Genomic DNA, 15,506 nt, shown 5'->3' on the forward strand with positions numbered 1-15,506 from the left:
ACCATCAGTAATCCAGGCTGATATCCCCTTTGGCGGTGCAGGAGCAGGCCAGCGCCACCCCGCTCTCGAGATCCTGCGGGCTCAAGGTCATCACGCTCTGGCGCTCGATCTCCCCCGTGGTGGTGCAGCGGCAGGCGCCGCAGACCCCGGCGCGGCAAGCGGCCATCATGGTCTCTCCCGCCCCTTCCAGCGCCGCCAGCAGGGTTTGGCCCGGCAAGATTTTCACCTTCTTGCCGCTTTTTTTCAGGGTCAGCCAGAAGTGGTCGTTGCCGGCTGCAACCGGCGCCGCTGCCGGCAGGCCGAAGGACTCCTGGTGCAATTGGTCGGCGGGCAACCCCAGCTCCGCCAGCATGGCGCAGACGGCGGTCATGTAAGGCGCCGGCCCGCACAGATAGACGTGGCGGCTCAAGAGATCCGGCGCCAGCTCCTGGAGCATGACGGGGGTCAGGCGGCCAACCCAGGGGTGAGTGGCGCAGGCTTGCTCCAGCACCAGGGCATGACGCACGCCGGGGTGGACCTCGGCCAGCGCAGCCAGCTCGGCGGCGAAGATCACGTCCTCGGGGGAGCGGGCGCTGTGGATGAAGCGGATATCTGCATCCGGCCGCTTGGTGAGTTCATCCCGCAGCATGGCCCACATGGGGGTGATGCCGGAGCCGGCGCTCAAGAGCAGCGGCCGCTCGCAGGGGATCGCACTCAGGTTGAAGTCGCCGAAGGGGCCATCGACCCGGATCTCGTCCCCCACTTGCAGGCTCTGGTGCAGATGATGGGAGACCAGTCCCACGTCCTTGATGGTGACCTGCCAGCAGGCATCCTGCGGGCTGGAGGACAAGGTGTAGGCGCGGCACTGGGGCTGGCCGTCAATGTGGGTATGCAGGGTGACACACTGGCCCGCCAGCACGGGGGGCAAAGTGCCCGTCAGGGGGGCGAACTGCCAGCTCACCACATCGTGAGTATCTGCCCGGCGGCCGATGCACCGCAGGGTCAAAGAGGTGGAGGTCATCGCAAGGCTCCTCTTGTTGAAAATAGGGGGAATCCGTCTTGGAAAAAAGGCGAGCCATCAGGCTCGCCAAAGGCTTACAACATCTGGGTCCGGCCCGCACAGGGGCCGGCACAAGGGTCAGGCTGCCAGGATCTCGGCCAGATCCGCTTCGGCACTGGTGGTGCCCTTGAGGCCGAACTGCTCCTCCAGCACCTTGAGCAGGGCCGGGGTGAGGAAGGCCGGTGCGGTCGGACCGGTACGGATGTCCTTCACGCCGAGCGCCAGCAGGGTGAGCAGGATGACGATGGCTTTTTGCTCGAACCAGGAGAGCACCAGGGTCAGGGGCAGATCGTTGACGCCGCACTCGAACGCCTCGGACAGCGCCAGCGCCAGCTGGATGGCGGAGTAGGCATCGTTGCACTGACCCACGTCCAGCAGACGGGGGATGCCGCCGATGTCGCCAAAGTCGAGCTTGTTGAACTTGTACTTGCCGCAGCCCAGCGTCAGCAGCAGGCTGTCTTGCGGGATCGCCTTGGCAAACTCGGTGTAGTAGGCGCGCTCGGCGCGATCACCGTCACAGCCCCCCACCAGGAAGAAGTGGCTGATCTCGCCGGCCTTGACCTTGTCGATCACCGCGGGAGCGGCTTGCATCAGGGCGTTGCGGGCAAAGCCGATGGTGATGAAGTGCTCGAGCTCGGTGTGCTTGAAGCCATCGAGCGCCTGGGCCTTGGCCACCACGGCAGAAAAATCTTCCCCTTCCAGATGGGTGACGCCGGGCCAGCCGACGATGGAGCGGGTGAAGATGCGATCCGCATAGTCGCCCACGTTCGGGTCGATGATGCAGTTGGAGGTCATCACCACGGCACCCGGGAAGTTGGCGAACTCTTTTTGCTGGTTCTGCCAGGCGGAGCCGTAGTTGCCCACCAGGTGCGGGTACTGCTTGAAGAAGGGGTAGGCCAGGGCGGGCAGCATCTCGCCGTGAGTGTAGACATTGATGCCGGTGCCGGTGGTCTGCTCCAGAATGAGTTTGAGATCCACCATGTCGTGGCCGGAAACCAGGATGCACTTGCCCGGCACGGGAGTGACACGTACCTGGGTCGGTTCCGGATGGCCGAAGGCGGTGGTCTCACCGAGATCCAGCATCTCCATGATCTTGAAGTTCAGCAGACCGATGTCCATGGCGCACTTGAACAGGGGATCCAGATCGCTCGGATCCGTGCCGAGCCAGCTCATGATGCGGTGGAATTCGGCGGCGACTTCGCTGTCTTGCTGGCTCAGTACCCGGGCATGCTCCATATAGGCGGCGGCACCCTTGAGACCGTAGAGGCAGAGCAGACGCAGCCCCATGATGTCTTCGTTGACTTCACTCTTGCCACGGTTGACCGCAGTCTGGGGCGCATGGGCCAGCTGTTCCAGCAGCTCGGCACCCGGCTCGAAACCGGCGGCGGCGGGCAAGCCGTTGACCTGCACCGCCAGCTCGGCCAGGCGAGCGGCAAGGTGGCGACGATGGGCCAGCGCCTGATTGACGTAGGCAACGATGCGGGCGGAGTCGAAGTTGACGTTGGTGAGGGTGGCGAAGAAGGCTTTGGGCACGAAGGCATCGATCTCGGCATCGACGATGCCGTGCTCGCGGGCGGCCAGCGCCCAGGCGCTGAGGCCTTGCAGCGTATAGATCAGCACATCCTGCAGATCCGAGGTTTCCGCCGTCTTGCCACACATGCCTTGTGCATAAGCACAGCCATTGCCTGCCGGGGTACGAATTGTTTGTTCACATTGCACACAAAACATCATGCCTCTCCTAATTGGACATTTCAGTTGTTTGTTTTGTGGCGATTCTATTCCCCTCATGGAAAACTTAATAGGCATTCAATTTACCAATTAAGTTTTCATTGATGCAGATCAAAAACAAAAAAGCCGCCCGAAAGGGCGGCAACAGGGTGGATAAAAGGAGAGACAACTCAAGGATCGGGTGACGGGAAAGCGGGTCGGGTCAACCCGCTTTACCCCCATTTCAAACCATCAGGCTGGATAAATACGCAGCTGCTTTCCAGCCTGTCAGGCCAGATAGGCGCGCAGCATCCAGACCAGTTTTTCCTGCTGCTGCACATAGTCGGAGAGGATGGAGGCCGTGCCCTCGTCACCGGCATCACCTGCCTGCCCCAGGATGCGGCGCTGGGCCACCAACAACTCGCGGAAGCTCTCCAGCAGGGATTCGACACAGGCGCGGCCGTCGTGCAGCCCCTTCTGTTCGGGGATGGCGGAGACCTTGAGGTAATCGCTGAAGCTGTGCATGGGCACGCCGTCCAGGGTGAGGATGCGCTCGGCCAGGGCATCGACCTTGAGCAGCAGATCGTTGTAGATCTCCTCGAACTTCAGGTGCAGTTCGAAGAACTGGTTGCCGCGGATGTTCCAGTGGAAGCCACGAACGTTCATGTAGAGGATCTGGTAGCTGGCCAGCAACTTGTTCAGCTCGGCAGCCAAGGCTTGTGATTGAACGGTATCAAGACCGATTGGGCTTTTCATCATTCACCTCCAGGTGGACATCAAATTGGGGAACAGGGCTAGAATATCCCCGCATAGACTCAAAGGACAATCGACTCTCCCTTGCCCATCCATAGTGAATGTCTATCAAAGCTCCCCTGCTCACCGGGTTGAACCATATACACCCCTTCGCCACCAGGACGAGACCGCAGGCTAGTTCCAGCCCATATGCCAGCGCGCCCCATCCTCCAGTTCATGGCAATCGAGTTCCTGCTCCTGCAGGGTATTGATATCCTGCAGCACCACCCTCGCCAGCCGCCCCTGGGCATCCCGCTGGCAGGAGACCACCAGATAGAAGTGCGCCCCCGGTCCTTGCTGGCCCTCTCGGGTCCACTTGGAAAACAGCAGAGTGTCGGTCGAAAAGGTGCTCATATTGGCTCCCCCTCCAGCTTGACCCATTCCCATATCCGGATCTGCGCTGCGACAGCGCATGGATCCCGACTCCCAAGACAAGTGTATCGGCTCCGGGGCAGCGCTCATCATACAGGGGATTTTTCCCCGCCCCCATCCGTCATCGCAGATTGCCAGCCACGCCTGAACGCGCTCAGGCGCCCAACCTGGCTCGCAGGGTGCGGACAAACCGTCCGAGCAGGGGCACTTGCTCATAGAGCATGGCGCCGAGATCGAAATAATCCCGCTGCAGGCGCACCTTGCCCCAGGGGTCGAACTGCAGCCGGGTCGCCCCTTCCACCCGTATCGGCTTGCCACCGGCGAGACGCGGGTGAACGAAGGTCATCACCCAGCCGAGCCAGGCCTCATCCCCCTGCTGTTGCTGGCTCACTATCTCGACGCGGCAATGCTCGAAGCGCCGATAGAGGGCGGAAAAATACCGGGTCAGCGCCGCCAAGCCCTCGATCCGGCAGACAGGATCCACGAACACCACCTGCTCCGCGTAGATCTCTGGCAGCCGGTGCCACTGCTGCCGATCCCGCTGCAGATAGATGACGATGAAATGGGCCAGCGGTGCATTCATCCTATTTTCTCTCCAGTTTCCGGAACATCTCGATGGCCCTTATGCGTGCCGCAGCGTGATCCACCATGGGGAGCGGGTAATCATGTCTATCATGCTGCTGCAACCACTCGTGAGGCCTGTGCAACTGGGCGGTCGGCACATCTGCGAGCTCTGACACCCAGGTACGGATGAAGGCTCCGTCCGGATCAAAACGTTGCCCCTGGGTGGTGGGGTTGAAGACCCGAAAATAGGGGGCCGCATCGGCACCCGTGCCCGCCGCCCACTGCCAGCCGCCATTGTTGGCGGCGAGATCCCCGTCGATGAGCTGGCTCATGAAGTAATCCTCCCCGAGCCGCCAGTGCAGGTGCAGATCCTTGGTGAGAAAACTCGCCACTATCATCCGCAGCCGGTTGTGCATCCAGCCGGTGGCATTGAGGCAGCGCATGGCGGCATCGACGATGGGATAGCCGGTGCGCCCCTCACACCAGGCAGAGAGCGCTTCGGGATCCCAGCCCCAGGGCAGGGCCCGGGTTTCGTCCCTGAACGGCAGGTTCATGGAGAGGTTCGGCACCAGCATCAGCAGGTGGCGGTAAAACTCGCGCCAGATGAGCTCGTTCAGCCAGACAAAGCCTGGCTGCGCCCTGGACTGGGGCCGATAGCCGAGCGTCTGCTGCAGCGCCGCCACACACTGGCGTGGGCTGATGATCCCCGCCGCCAGATAGGGGGAGAGGGTGGAGGTACCAGCCTGGGCCGGGAAATCCCGGTTCTCCCCATAGTCCAGCACGGCCTGCTCCAGAAAATCGTGCAGCCGGCGCAGGGCTTCGACCTCCCCCACCGGCCAGCGGGCCGCCTCCTCAGGTTCGCGTGCCATCCCCTCCACCAGGCCGGTCTCGGCAAGGGGAGTCCAGGGCAAGGGGATCCCCCGCGGCGCCGGGGAGCGATGAATGACGAACCCCTCCTCCTCCAGGGCCTTGAGCCAGGCCCGGCTGTAGGGGGTGAATACCTTGAACATCTCCTGACTGCCCGTCAGCACCCGCCCCGGCGGCAGCACGCAGCAGCCGTTGAACCAGTGACTTCGGATATCCATCCCCTGCAGCGCCTGGCTCACCGCCCGATCCCGCCGCTGCTCGTCGAGCTCGATGGCCTGATTGGCGTAGAGTTGGCGCACCCCGAGCCGGGTCGCCAGGGCCACCATCTCGGCCGGCACCTCGGCGAATGTCTCGACCCGCAGCAAGTGCAACCGAATGCCGAGGGCCGCCAGCCCCTTGCCGAGTTCATCGATCTGGGCCAGCAGGAAGCGCTGGCGGATGGGGGCCATCTTGTGTGCGCGCCACTGGGCCGGGCTGATGACAAAGAGCGCGGCGACGCCGCCCTCTTCATCCCCGCAGGTGGCGCAGGCGTGGCGCAGGGCCGGATTGTCCGCCAGCCTCAGATCGTTGCGAAACCAGATGAGCCTCATGGCTGTCTCCCCTGCGGTTCATCCATGGGTGTCACGAGCGGGCGATCAAGGGTCGGCGACCAGGCATGCACCGAGAGCCAGTCCGGCTCATAGAGGGTACCCAGAGGGCCGAACAGCTGACAGGTAACCGGCCAGGGTTCGGCGAGCTCCCCCTTACCAAGCCCGGCCCCCAGCAGCACCCGCCACGCATCCGGCACCCTTCCTGCCAGCAGAGCGGCCCCCCTGGGATCGCACGGGCCGACCAACTGCACCTCATGACCCTGGTTGATCAGCTCATAGGCATGCCAGAGCAGATCCAGCGGCCCGACCTGGCCCCAACTCGCCAGACAGACGGGGCTCCCCTTCTCCTGCCCGATGAGATGGCGCGCGAAGTGGGCCTGCAGCCAGCCCAGCCAGAAGCGCTGCAACCACTCCCCGTCGGGTCGCTCCCGCCAGAGCCCCAGCAACTGCGCCTGCAAGGGTTGCAGCACCCGCTCGCGTACCAGTTCGAAGGGATAGCTGGCGAGCAGCTCCTGCAGCTGCGCCTCCGCCCTGCGCTGGTTGAAGGCGAGCATGGCCTCCCCCAATTGCTGCAGGCTCTGTTGCCAGTGATCGCGGCTCAGCGGGAGATGGGGCTCGCTCAAGAGCCCCTTCACCTGACCGATGCTGACCCCGCGCTCCAGCCAGCTCAGGATCTCCCCTATCTGGCGAATGTCCTGCGCGCTATAGAGACGATGGCCCTTCTCGGTACGGGCGGGTTGCACCAGGCCGTAGCGCCGCTGCCAGGCCCGCAGGGTGATGGGGTTGACCCCGGTCAGGCGAGCGACGTCGCGAATGGGGTAGAGCCCCTCGTCATCAATCTGTTGTGGCATGAATCGTCCGTTCAATGAGCAATGCCGGGGGGCGCCTTGCCCCGCATCGGCGAAAAATTGTCTCCCTCCCCTCACAGGCCATATCGGAGCCTGAGGGATTCCGGGTGGGGATTGAGATAGACCTGACGAGCCAGATAGGGATTCGGGTGCTCGCGCAGGTGGTGGCGCAGCAGGGTCAGGGGCACCAGCAGGGGCACCAGGCCGGTACGGTACTTGTCGATGAGCTCGCACAGTTCCTGCTTCTGGGAGGGGGTCAGCACCCGCTTGAAATAGCCCTGCAGGTGCATCAGCACATTGGTGTGACCCCGCCGGTTGGCCCGCAGGCCAAGGGCTTCCATCAACCCCTGGATGTAGCGCTGCGCGATCTCGTCGAGGGGGGCTCGTCCCAGATCCCCCAGCAGGCGACCGAGGGTCTTGTAATGGCTGGTGGCGTGGGAGAGCACCAGATACTTGTAGCGGGCGTGAAAGTCCGTGAGGCTGGCGGCGCTGAGGCCGCGGGCACAGAGCTGCTGCCAGTCGTGGTAGGCGAAGACCCGCAGCACGAAGTTCTCCCGCAGCACGGGATCGCACAGCCGGCCATCTTCTTCCACCGGCAGCAGGGGGTTGGCCGCCATCAGCGCCCTGGCAAACAGGCCCACCCCCTCCTTGGCGCCTCCTTCCCCACCCGACCCCTTGTCGTTGGCGGCATAGACGCGCACCCGCTCCATGCCGCAGCTCGGCGACTTGGCGCAGAGGATGTAACCGGAGAGAAAATCGAGGCGCCCGGCCTGCTGCTCGCTGAAGGCGATGAGCCGCTCGGTCACATCCAGCGCACCGTCCCGGCTCTGGGCCCGCAACTCACCATCCCGCCGCACCAGCCGGATGGCGGCGCGGGGCGCACCGAGGCCGATGGCCATCTCGGGGCAGACGGGGTGATAGTCAAAGTGGGCGCCGAGCTCGCGCTCGCAGAAAGAGGAGTGCTTGTGTCCCCCGTCGAAGCGTACCGCCTGACCGAGCAGGCAGGCGCTGATCCCGACCCTTATCTTGTACATGACAAAGCCTCGCGTATAACTATTTCTCAGTTATAGCACTTATACAAGATTGGTAAAGCCGTATAACTTTTTTGCGCGCAGGACCACAGAAACAAGAAAGCCCATGGTCGACACCATGGGCAAAAAACCAAGACACTACTACGGACAGGAAGATCAGAAGCTGTACTTCACACCCAGGCTGGTGATGGACCCCTGTTGCAGATCCCAGTGGCGATAGGTGTAGTCGGCGGTCAACGCCAGATTCTGGGTCAGCTTGTAGGCGCCGCCCACTTTGAAATCGTGCATGTCATCGGTCATGTTGGCGTAGCGATAGCCGGTGGAGAGCTCGACCGCACCGATGTCGTAGCGCAGGCCCACTTCACCGTACAGGCTGCCGCTCTGCTTGCGGGTGATGTTGTCCCAGCCGGAGTCGTTCACGTTGGAAGCCAGTTCCCGCTCCATGCTGTAACCCATCAGGCCCGCTTCCCCATAGAGGTTCAGACCGGTGCTGAGGGGGGTGAACACCCCCATCCCCAGGTTGGAGATGCTCATGCTGTCGTTGCCGCTGTTGCGGGAGCTGTATTCGGTGCCCAGACGGCCGTAGAAATTGGAGCCGAAGCTCTTGGAGAGATCCAGGCTCAGACCCCCGAAGTCACGGTTGTTGCTGTCCTTGCCGCCGACGTAGTCGGACTTGGCGTGGGTCCAGGTCGCTGCGCCCTTGGCATAGCTGAAGGCATCCTGTGCCATGACGGAGGTGGAAGCGAAACCGGCCAGAACCAGAGCGGAGAGTGCGACTTTTTTCATGGGATTGACTCCATTTGTTGAGCTAGTGAGGACTAGCTGGAATGGGGTCATTGTGACGGACAAAGCGCGCGGTGCCGAGCGGCAAGCTGTTGCCAAAGCATTGCAGATGTAAGCAAATATTGCAGGGGATTGCCGGTGCAACATTCAAGAGAAAGGGGGCCCGGCGACCCCCTGCATCCCTCACCTTGCCGGCGCCTTTTCAAGGGCCGGGACGTTGACCTCCTGGCCTGATAGCGTCTTGGTGGAAGCGATTTATCTGCATAAATCGCAATTTCATGGTCTATTTAGCCACAAAACAAGCGACTGACAGCATGATCGCGATGGAATTAGCGGAATTCCACCTCGTCTATCTGCACCCTCACCCGCGGTTTGCCGCTCAGACCGGCGGGGCGGGCCACTTCGATGGCGCGGGAGGGACGCTGCTCGCCCTTGCGCAGGTAAGACTCCGGCAGGCGGTTCTCACCGGCCCAGAGGCGCACGGGCTGGCTGCCAAGCTGCACCCCTTGCTCGCTGAACAGGGTGACGCTGCCGTTGACCCGCACCACATTGCGGGTGCCGGTGTTGCTCAGCTGGAAGTGCAGTAGCAGGGGATCGGCCCCCTCCACCAGCTCCAGTTTGGCGGTGATCCCGTCCCGGGTCGCCTGGGAGAGCAGCTCGGGGTTGGCCAGCGCCTGCTCGGTCAGCACCGGAGCCGCCACCGTGGTGGCCGCGACTGTGCCCTTGGCGCCCGTCGCCAGCTCGGCGGGGGCCGCCGGCTTGACCAGCAGATACTCCCAGGTGAAGTCATCGTTGAGCTGGATCTGGCGGCCGTCCGGCAGGGTAACCTGGGTCAGGGGGGCGGCCTGCACCAGCAGGGGGGAGAGGCAGAGGGTGATCAGCAGTCGGGACAAGGGTTTCATAGGCGATGGCTCGATAGATAAGCGAAAGCCGTCAGTATAAAGAGTCGGGCGACCCTTGCCTATGACCGGCCTCACGCCCCGACTATCGACCGCTCAGACCACCCGCTCGAGGGGCTCGTCGATGACCGTCATGTCCAGGGTCACCAGATCGAAATCCGTGCTCTTCAATGCCTTGAGGATGCTGCCCTGCATGTCGAACACCCGGGCCCGCAGCCGCTGGGGCACCCGCACCCTGGCCAGGGTGGTGACCCGGTCCGCCAGGGTGTGGAAGAAGACTTGCGCCTCCTCCAACCCCATGTCGGAGAGCATCTGTTCGGCCATGTCCACCATGCGCAGATGGTGTCTGTCCAGGGTGACGGGGTCGATGAAGCGGCTGCTCAGACAACCGTTGCCCCCCTTGCCCCAATGATCCAGCCGCCGCTTGTGAAAGCCGTAGCGGAAGTCCTGATCCGTCATCCCCTGCTCGGCAAAGCACCAGAGGGTGTTGGCGGGCAGGCTGTCGAAGCGTTGCAGATAGCAGCGCTGCTCATCGATGGAGGCCGGCAGCAGTATGGGTTGATGGCCCCAGTTGCTCTCGAGGCAGGCCAGCTCGCACACATAGCGGATGGGGTCTATCACCTTGCCCAGCCGGCCCAGGTAGTTGCAGATGAGGATCTCGTCTGTCTGGATCACCTTCTGCTCGATGCCATGGTGCTGACAGTAGCGTTTGGCCCGTGACACCGCCTGGCGGCTGAGGGTGGGGCTGTCCAGGGTGACGGCGCGAATGCGAACCCCGCTGGCCCGGCAGAGATCCATGCAGTAGCAGGCGGCAAGCCTGCCCGAGAATGAGACGACGAGCTCATCATAACTGGCCAGGGTCTCGATGATGCGCTGTTCCCTAGCCTGAAAGGTCTGATCGTATCCCCGATTCAGCATGACAACATTGGCATCCATACAACGACTCCGGATGGTGAATTGGATACCATTTTGTTGTTATAAAGCTGAATAGACCCTTAAAGAATGAGGGTAAATCCATTTTTTATTCTGAAAAGATTTACCTTCCATGCTTTTTATGCTAGGAAATATCCGACTGACAGAGGCAATATCGCCCCTCAGATTGGCAATAATTTGCGCTCAATCATGTCATCTCGGCACATCTTATGGTCGAGAAAGATCAAGCCCTGCAGGCCGAGGGCCTCGGCGGCCCTGACATTGGCCGGACTGTCATCGATGAACAGGCACTCCTCCGCCTTGAGATCGAAAGAGACCAGCAGGTAGCGATAGATGTCGGGCTCGGGCTTCATCATCCGCACCCGCGCCGACACCACCTTGCCGCTGAAGAAACGCCAGAACGTCTGGTGCTGCTCCAGCCAGTCGATGCTGGCATGGCCCATGTTGGAGAGGGCATAGAGGCGATGACCGGCGCCATGCAGCTCCTCGATGAGGTGCACCATGGCGGGATCCGGCAGCAGGGAGGCGGGCACCGCCTGCAGGATGGCGAGGTTCTGCGCCGCACTGAGCCCGGTGCGCGCCTCGGCCTGGCGCGCCATGGTGTGAAGGGATAAGGTGCCCCTGTCCACCTCCAGCCAGTCCGGGTGATTGAACAGCCGCTCGGCCAGCCGTTCGGCATCCACCGTCCCCATCACGGAGCGCACGATGGCCACCGGATCCCAGCTCACCACCACGCGTCCCAGATCGAAGATAATCACCATCGTCTCACCTCCTGCATGCGGCCTGTGACGCCGCTGAAATCGGATGTTGAAAAAGGGACCAGTACGGCACTGACACCAGCCAGCCCCAGCTTCCCTACCCTGCCTTCAACACAGGGGGGCGGGCAAGTTTTACTTGCATCGGATGCCCAAATCCCTTAATGCTTATGGCGTTAACTCAAGGACACACCCATGCACGCACCATTCTTCTTCGTTTTCTCGTTTATCCGGCCCACATGAGGGAAGGCCCTGTCGTCGCATGAACAGAAAACAAAGACGAATCGAGCCTCCCCTAGCGGAGGCTTTTTTTGCATTCACCATCATCGAATAGTTGGATAGGGAACCACAATGGCGACGCTCGACGAGATCAGACAGGACATTACCCAGTTGGATGAGGAGCTGCTCGCTCTGCTGGCCAAGCGCAAGACCCTCAGCATCGAGGTAGCCCGTGCCAAACAGGCCAATCCGCGCCCCATCCGCGACACCCAGCGCGAACAGGACCTGCTGGTCGCCCTGATCCAGAAAGGCCGCCCCCTCGCCCTGGATGCCCAGTACATCACCCGCATCTACCACACCATCATCGAAGATTCCGTGCTCTCCCAGCAGGCCTATCTGCAGAGCCTGCTGAACCCCGAGCAGCAGGAGCCCATGACCAGCGTCGCCTATCTGGGCCCGCGCGGTTCCTACTCCAGCCTGGCGGCCCGCAAGTACCTGGCGCGCTACAAGGATCAGGTGATCGAGGTGAACTGCCAGAACTTCCGCGAGGTGCTCGACAGCGTGGAATCCGGCCGCGCCGCCTTCGGGGTGCTGCCCATCGAGAACACCAGCTCGGGCTCCATCAACGAGGTGTATGACGTGATGCAGCACACCACCCTCTCCATCGTCGGTGAGCTGACCTACCCCATCGAGCACTGCATCCTGACGGCGGTGCCGACCGAACTCTCTCGCATCAAGACCTTCTACGCCCATCCCCAGGTGTTCCAGCAGTGCTCCCATTACCTCGGCAAGCTGGACGGGGCCCGCCACGAGATCTGCGACTCCTCCTCCAGCGCCATGATGAAGGTCAAAGAGCTGGCAAGCCCGGACGCCGCCGCCATCGGCAGCGCCGCCGGCGGTGAGCTCTATGGCCTGGATGTGCTGGCCGAGCAACTCGCCAACCAGAAAGAGAACTACAGCCGCTTCATCGTGGTGGCGCGCAAGCCCATCGACGTGGCCTCCCAGATCCCGGCCAAGACCACCCTCATCATGTCCACCTCCCAGAAGCCCGGCTCCCTGGTGGAGGCGCTGCTGGTGCTGCGCAGCCATGACATCAACATGACCAAGCTGGAATCCCGGCCGGTGCAGGGCAACCCCTGGGAGGAGATGTTCTACCTGGATGTCTCCGCCAACCTGCAAAACCCGGAGATGCAGGCCGCCCTGCTGGAGCTGACCGCCATCACCCGCTACATCAAGGTGCTGGGCTGCTACCCGAGCGAAGACGTCAAGCCGACCACGGTGCCGCCGGTGCTGATGGGCAGCTAAGCCGCCCCCAATGCGCGAGGCGAGCCAATGGCTCGCCTCGCTTTTTTCACTCTCCGCCCCTCTCTCCCTGAACTTGCCTCTGCTTGTACCCCATGCTCACACCCGCCTAATCGTTTAATCAAATTGAACGAGAAGCACCCGGCATTTAGTTTTTTGATACAAAATGGACAACCTGCATGGCCCTCAGGCGCGCGGGATACGGTATTGGCGCTCACGTGGCGCCGGGCAGGCCAGATCCCGGACAGCAAAAAGGCGAGCCCCGGGCTCGCCTTGTTTGCATGGCGGCAGACCGCCCCTAGAACTGGCCCGCCATCAGCTGGTTGAGGCTATAGAGATTGCGGGTATCGAGCTCCATCTCGGTGGCATAGGTGTTGCCACGGGGATAGGTCGCCACCACCCGGGCACCGCGCACCACGCCAGCCACCGACACGTCCAGGGAGTTGGCGGTCTGGGTCAGATCCTTGTAGCTGCTGCTGCCCCGCACCTGCTGACCGTTGAGCTGTTCTGCCAGCTCCCGGTAGGCATCCATCTTGGAGGCACGAATGGCCTGCAGCATCTTCTCGGACTGGGAGGGGCCCGGCTGGATGTCGATCACCGCGTAGCCCACCGCCTTGAGCACGGGAAAATCGTCCGGCTTTTGCGCCACGTCGTAGTTCACGACCCGATTCCCGCTACAGGCGGTCAACAGCATTGCCATCAGGCAGCCCAACAGGATTTTCATCGCATCTTCCTCATCAGGGGGTCAGGTTGACCAGATGGCCGGACGGGCTCTGGCCCCCCCGCATCAGGTAACCCCGGTTGACGGATGCCCGGCCAAACGAGTTGCTGGCACCGGACAGATATTGTTGCGGGATCAGGCTCTGGGCCGTGGTCTCCACCATCTTGGTCCGCAGGTCGATGATGCGGGCATTGACCAGGATCCCCTGGGAATTGCGGCTGAAGGTGCCGGTCAGGATGCGGGAGATGGGCAGCCGGGAGGAGAGATCCTTGTAGTTGCGGCTCATCACGAAATCCCCCTGGGGGGTCACCTGGATGTTGCCCGTGGTCTTGAAGTCCACCACCACCTCACCGCGCCGGTTCAGCTCGTAGATGAAGCTCTCCTCGATCTGCTGGCCCATCCAGTTGGTGTCCTTCAGGGTGTCGAGATCGACGAAGGAAGCCACCGCAATGGGCTCGGTCAGGGTGGTGAGGGACTTGCGCTCCATCAGCTGATCGGTCATGCGCGCCACCAGCCAGTTGAGCTCCATCCCCTTGGCCGCCTGCCTGGGGTCGCCCTGATCCCGGTTGATGGGGTCGGCGGAGCCGCAGCCGGCCAATGCCAGCGCCAGGGTCAACGCCGTGAAGAATCTGTTCATTGATACCTTTCCTGTATCTACACCTGACTCTGTTATCGGTCGCGGCGGCCAACACTTGAGGCCCGAATTGCGCCGAGGATCGCGCCGGATCCGCAGAAGCGGATCCCGTTACCTGGCGCCAGATGGCCTCGGCCCTGACCTGGCGGCGATCCCGAAGAATGAGGCATGGATCTTGCTTTTATTTCGGGCAATGACATAGGCCTGCCGGTGCAGGCCGTTGGTCGACCTGCGCCCCCGTTGGCAACGGCCGATGTGGTCCGTCTATTCAAGGTATCTGATATGAGAGTTGCGCTGCTGTTAACCCTGCTGCTGGCCAGCCTGTCGGCCCGGGCCGAGATCATCGAGGCCCAGGGCAGTGCCGCCATCATCGGCGGCGATGAGGCCTATGCCCGCGAGCAGGCGACCCGGGATGCCCTGCGCCAGGCGCTGCTGGCAAGCGGCGCCGCCGTCTCCAGCATCCAGCGGCTGGAGAACGGTAGCCTGCGCTCTGAGCAGATCCAGATCCGCTCCGGTGGCGACATTCGCCAGTATCGACTCAAGCGGGAAGAGGTGCGCAACGGCCGCATGTACATCACGGTGCAGGCCGACATTCTGGCGGAACGCCAGCTCTGCCAGACCCAGCACTACGCCAAGGATTTGACGCTGGTACGCCTGCGCATGCGCTACCCGGATCAGGCGAGCCCGGGCGCCCTCGACGACATGCCGGCCGATCTCTCCCGCCAGCTGTTCGAAACCCTGGCCGCCGCACCGCAGGGGGTCGTCGCCCGCCAGTGGCTGGACGAGAACCTGCGCATCGACCCGTTGCATCTGCAGCAGGGGGATCGCAGCGTGCTGGAGGAACTCAAGGCCTTGAGTCTGCGCACCGACAGCCAGTACCTGGTGCTCGGCAGCATCGACGATCTCTCCCTCGAGCCCCAGGGCAATGAGCTGACCCGCTGGTACAAGGATCCCATCCGCAATTTCCGCATGCAGCTCTACCTGTTCGACGGCATCAACGGCAGCCTGCTCGGTCGCAAGGAGTACAAGGGGCGCGCCGAGTGGACCTTCTCCAAGCGCGATCAGGTCGGCAGCAACAGTGGCCAGTTCTGGCAATCGAGCTATGGCCAGGAGGTGAATTACCAGTTGCAGGAGGCGGCCCGCGACATCATCGCCGAGCTCTCCTGCGCCCAGGTCACCGCCCGCATCGTCGGCCAGCACGAGCGCGGCCCCCACATCAATCTGGGCAGGCGCAACGGGGTCAAGCTCGGGGATCAGTTCCGCGTCCAGCACAGCGCCGACTTCGTCGACCCGTATGGCAAGTCCCGCGTCATGCGCAACCCGGCGGCCGGTCTGTTCGAGGTGGTGCAGGTGTTCGAGGATGGCGCCGTCATCAGCAGTCAGAACAAATATTCGCCGTTTAACATCCAGGTCGGCGATTTGGCGGTATTGGAATAGGAATCAAGGGTTT

16 protein-coding genes and 1 other annotated feature are annotated in these 15,506 nt (G+C 62.6%); of the genes, 2 read left to right on the forward strand and 14 right to left on the reverse strand.

Annotation, left to right across the window (positions count from 1 at the left end):
- Window positions 1–4 precede the first annotated feature (4 nt).
- The 12 genes from ACW5W7_RS19635 to ACW5W7_RS19690 all read right to left on the reverse strand — a co-directional run bounded on the left by ACW5W7_RS19635 (window position 5) and on the right by ACW5W7_RS19690 (window position 11,186).
- Complete coding sequence (locus ACW5W7_RS19635) at window positions 5–1,000, reverse strand: FAD-binding oxidoreductase (RefSeq protein ID WP_456502788.1); 996 nt, start codon at window positions 998–1,000, stop codon at window positions 5–7.
- A 117-nt stretch (window positions 1,001–1,117) separates the two neighbouring features.
- Window positions 1,118–2,767, reverse strand: a complete 1,650-nt coding sequence (gene hcp / locus ACW5W7_RS19640) for a hydroxylamine reductase (RefSeq protein WP_434668353.1) — start codon at window positions 2,765–2,767, stop codon at window positions 1,118–1,120.
- Window positions 2,768–3,034: 267 nt separating this feature from the next.
- Entirely contained in the window at window positions 3,035–3,502 is a 468-nt protein-coding gene (locus ACW5W7_RS19645; RefSeq protein WP_349921296.1) for a Dps family protein, read from the reverse strand.
- A gap of 171 nt (window positions 3,503–3,673) precedes the next feature.
- Window positions 3,674–3,892 (reverse strand): TIGR02450 family Trp-rich protein, encoded by a 219-nt coding sequence (locus ACW5W7_RS19650; protein WP_456502789.1) that lies wholly within the window; start codon window positions 3,890–3,892, stop codon window positions 3,674–3,676.
- 172 nt (window positions 3,893–4,064) lie between these two features.
- A complete protein-coding gene (locus ACW5W7_RS19655) occupies window positions 4,065–4,493 on the reverse strand; it encodes a nuclear transport factor 2 family protein (RefSeq protein ID WP_349921294.1) in 429 nt (142 codons plus the stop codon).
- Window position 4,494: 1 nt separating this feature from the next.
- Window positions 4,495–5,931: a deoxyribodipyrimidine photo-lyase gene (gene phrB / locus ACW5W7_RS19660; RefSeq protein WP_456502790.1), complete on the reverse strand. Its 1,437-nt coding sequence runs from the start codon at window positions 5,929–5,931 to the stop codon at window positions 4,495–4,497.
- On the reverse strand, window positions 5,928–6,782 hold the full coding sequence (locus ACW5W7_RS19665) for a MerR family transcriptional regulator (RefSeq protein ID WP_456502791.1): 855 nt from the start codon (window positions 6,780–6,782) through the stop codon (window positions 5,928–5,930). Before ACW5W7_RS19665 ends, phrB begins: the two co-directional genes overlap by 4 nt.
- Before the next feature lie 71 nt (window positions 6,783–6,853).
- Entirely contained in the window at window positions 6,854–7,813 is a 960-nt protein-coding gene (locus tag ACW5W7_RS19670) for a YbgA family protein (protein ID WP_456502792.1), read from the reverse strand.
- Window positions 7,814–7,966: 153 nt separating this feature from the next.
- Window positions 7,967–8,596: an autotransporter gene (locus ACW5W7_RS19675; RefSeq protein WP_434666149.1), complete on the reverse strand. Its 630-nt coding sequence runs from the start codon at window positions 8,594–8,596 to the stop codon at window positions 7,967–7,969.
- A 326-nt stretch (window positions 8,597–8,922) separates the two neighbouring features.
- Window positions 8,923–9,495, reverse strand: coding sequence for a DUF3157 family protein (locus tag ACW5W7_RS19680; protein ID WP_456502793.1), 573 nt, complete (start codon window positions 9,493–9,495; stop codon window positions 8,923–8,925).
- Between the two features lie 93 nt (window positions 9,496–9,588).
- Window positions 9,589–10,428, reverse strand: coding sequence for a hypothetical protein (locus ACW5W7_RS19685; RefSeq protein ID WP_456502794.1), 840 nt, complete (start codon window positions 10,426–10,428; stop codon window positions 9,589–9,591).
- Between the two features lie 158 nt (window positions 10,429–10,586).
- Complete coding sequence (locus ACW5W7_RS19690; RefSeq protein WP_456502795.1) at window positions 10,587–11,186, reverse strand: HAD family hydrolase; 600 nt, start codon at window positions 11,184–11,186, stop codon at window positions 10,587–10,589.
- Between the two features lie 185 nt (window positions 11,187–11,371).
- Window positions 11,372–11,495 (forward strand) — a sequence feature (Phe leader region).
- Window positions 11,496–11,531: 36 nt separating this feature from the next.
- On the opposite strand from ACW5W7_RS19690, the gene pheA reads away from it, so the two are divergent.
- Window positions 11,532–12,704, forward strand: coding sequence for a prephenate dehydratase (gene pheA / locus ACW5W7_RS19695; RefSeq protein ID WP_349921286.1), 1,173 nt, complete (start codon window positions 11,532–11,534; stop codon window positions 12,702–12,704).
- Between the two features lie 295 nt (window positions 12,705–12,999).
- On the opposite strand, the gene ACW5W7_RS19700 is transcribed toward pheA, so the two are convergent.
- Together ACW5W7_RS19700 and ACW5W7_RS19705 are read right to left on the reverse strand one after the other, a co-directional pair.
- Window positions 13,000–13,425 (reverse strand): LPP20 family lipoprotein, encoded by a 426-nt coding sequence (locus ACW5W7_RS19700; RefSeq protein WP_349921285.1) that lies wholly within the window; start codon window positions 13,423–13,425, stop codon window positions 13,000–13,002.
- Window positions 13,426–13,438: 13 nt separating this feature from the next.
- Entirely contained in the window at window positions 13,439–14,059 is a 621-nt protein-coding gene (locus ACW5W7_RS19705; RefSeq protein ID WP_349921284.1) for a FlgO family outer membrane protein, read from the reverse strand.
- A 279-nt stretch (window positions 14,060–14,338) separates the two neighbouring features.
- On the opposite strand from ACW5W7_RS19705, the gene ACW5W7_RS19710 reads away from it, so the two are divergent.
- On the forward strand, window positions 14,339–15,493 hold the full coding sequence (locus ACW5W7_RS19710) for a flagellar assembly protein FlgT (RefSeq protein WP_456502796.1): 1,155 nt from the start codon (window positions 14,339–14,341) through the stop codon (window positions 15,491–15,493).
- Window positions 15,494–15,506 lie beyond the last annotated feature (13 nt).

The sequence above is a fragment of the Aeromonas intestinalis genome, assembly GCF_054052485.1.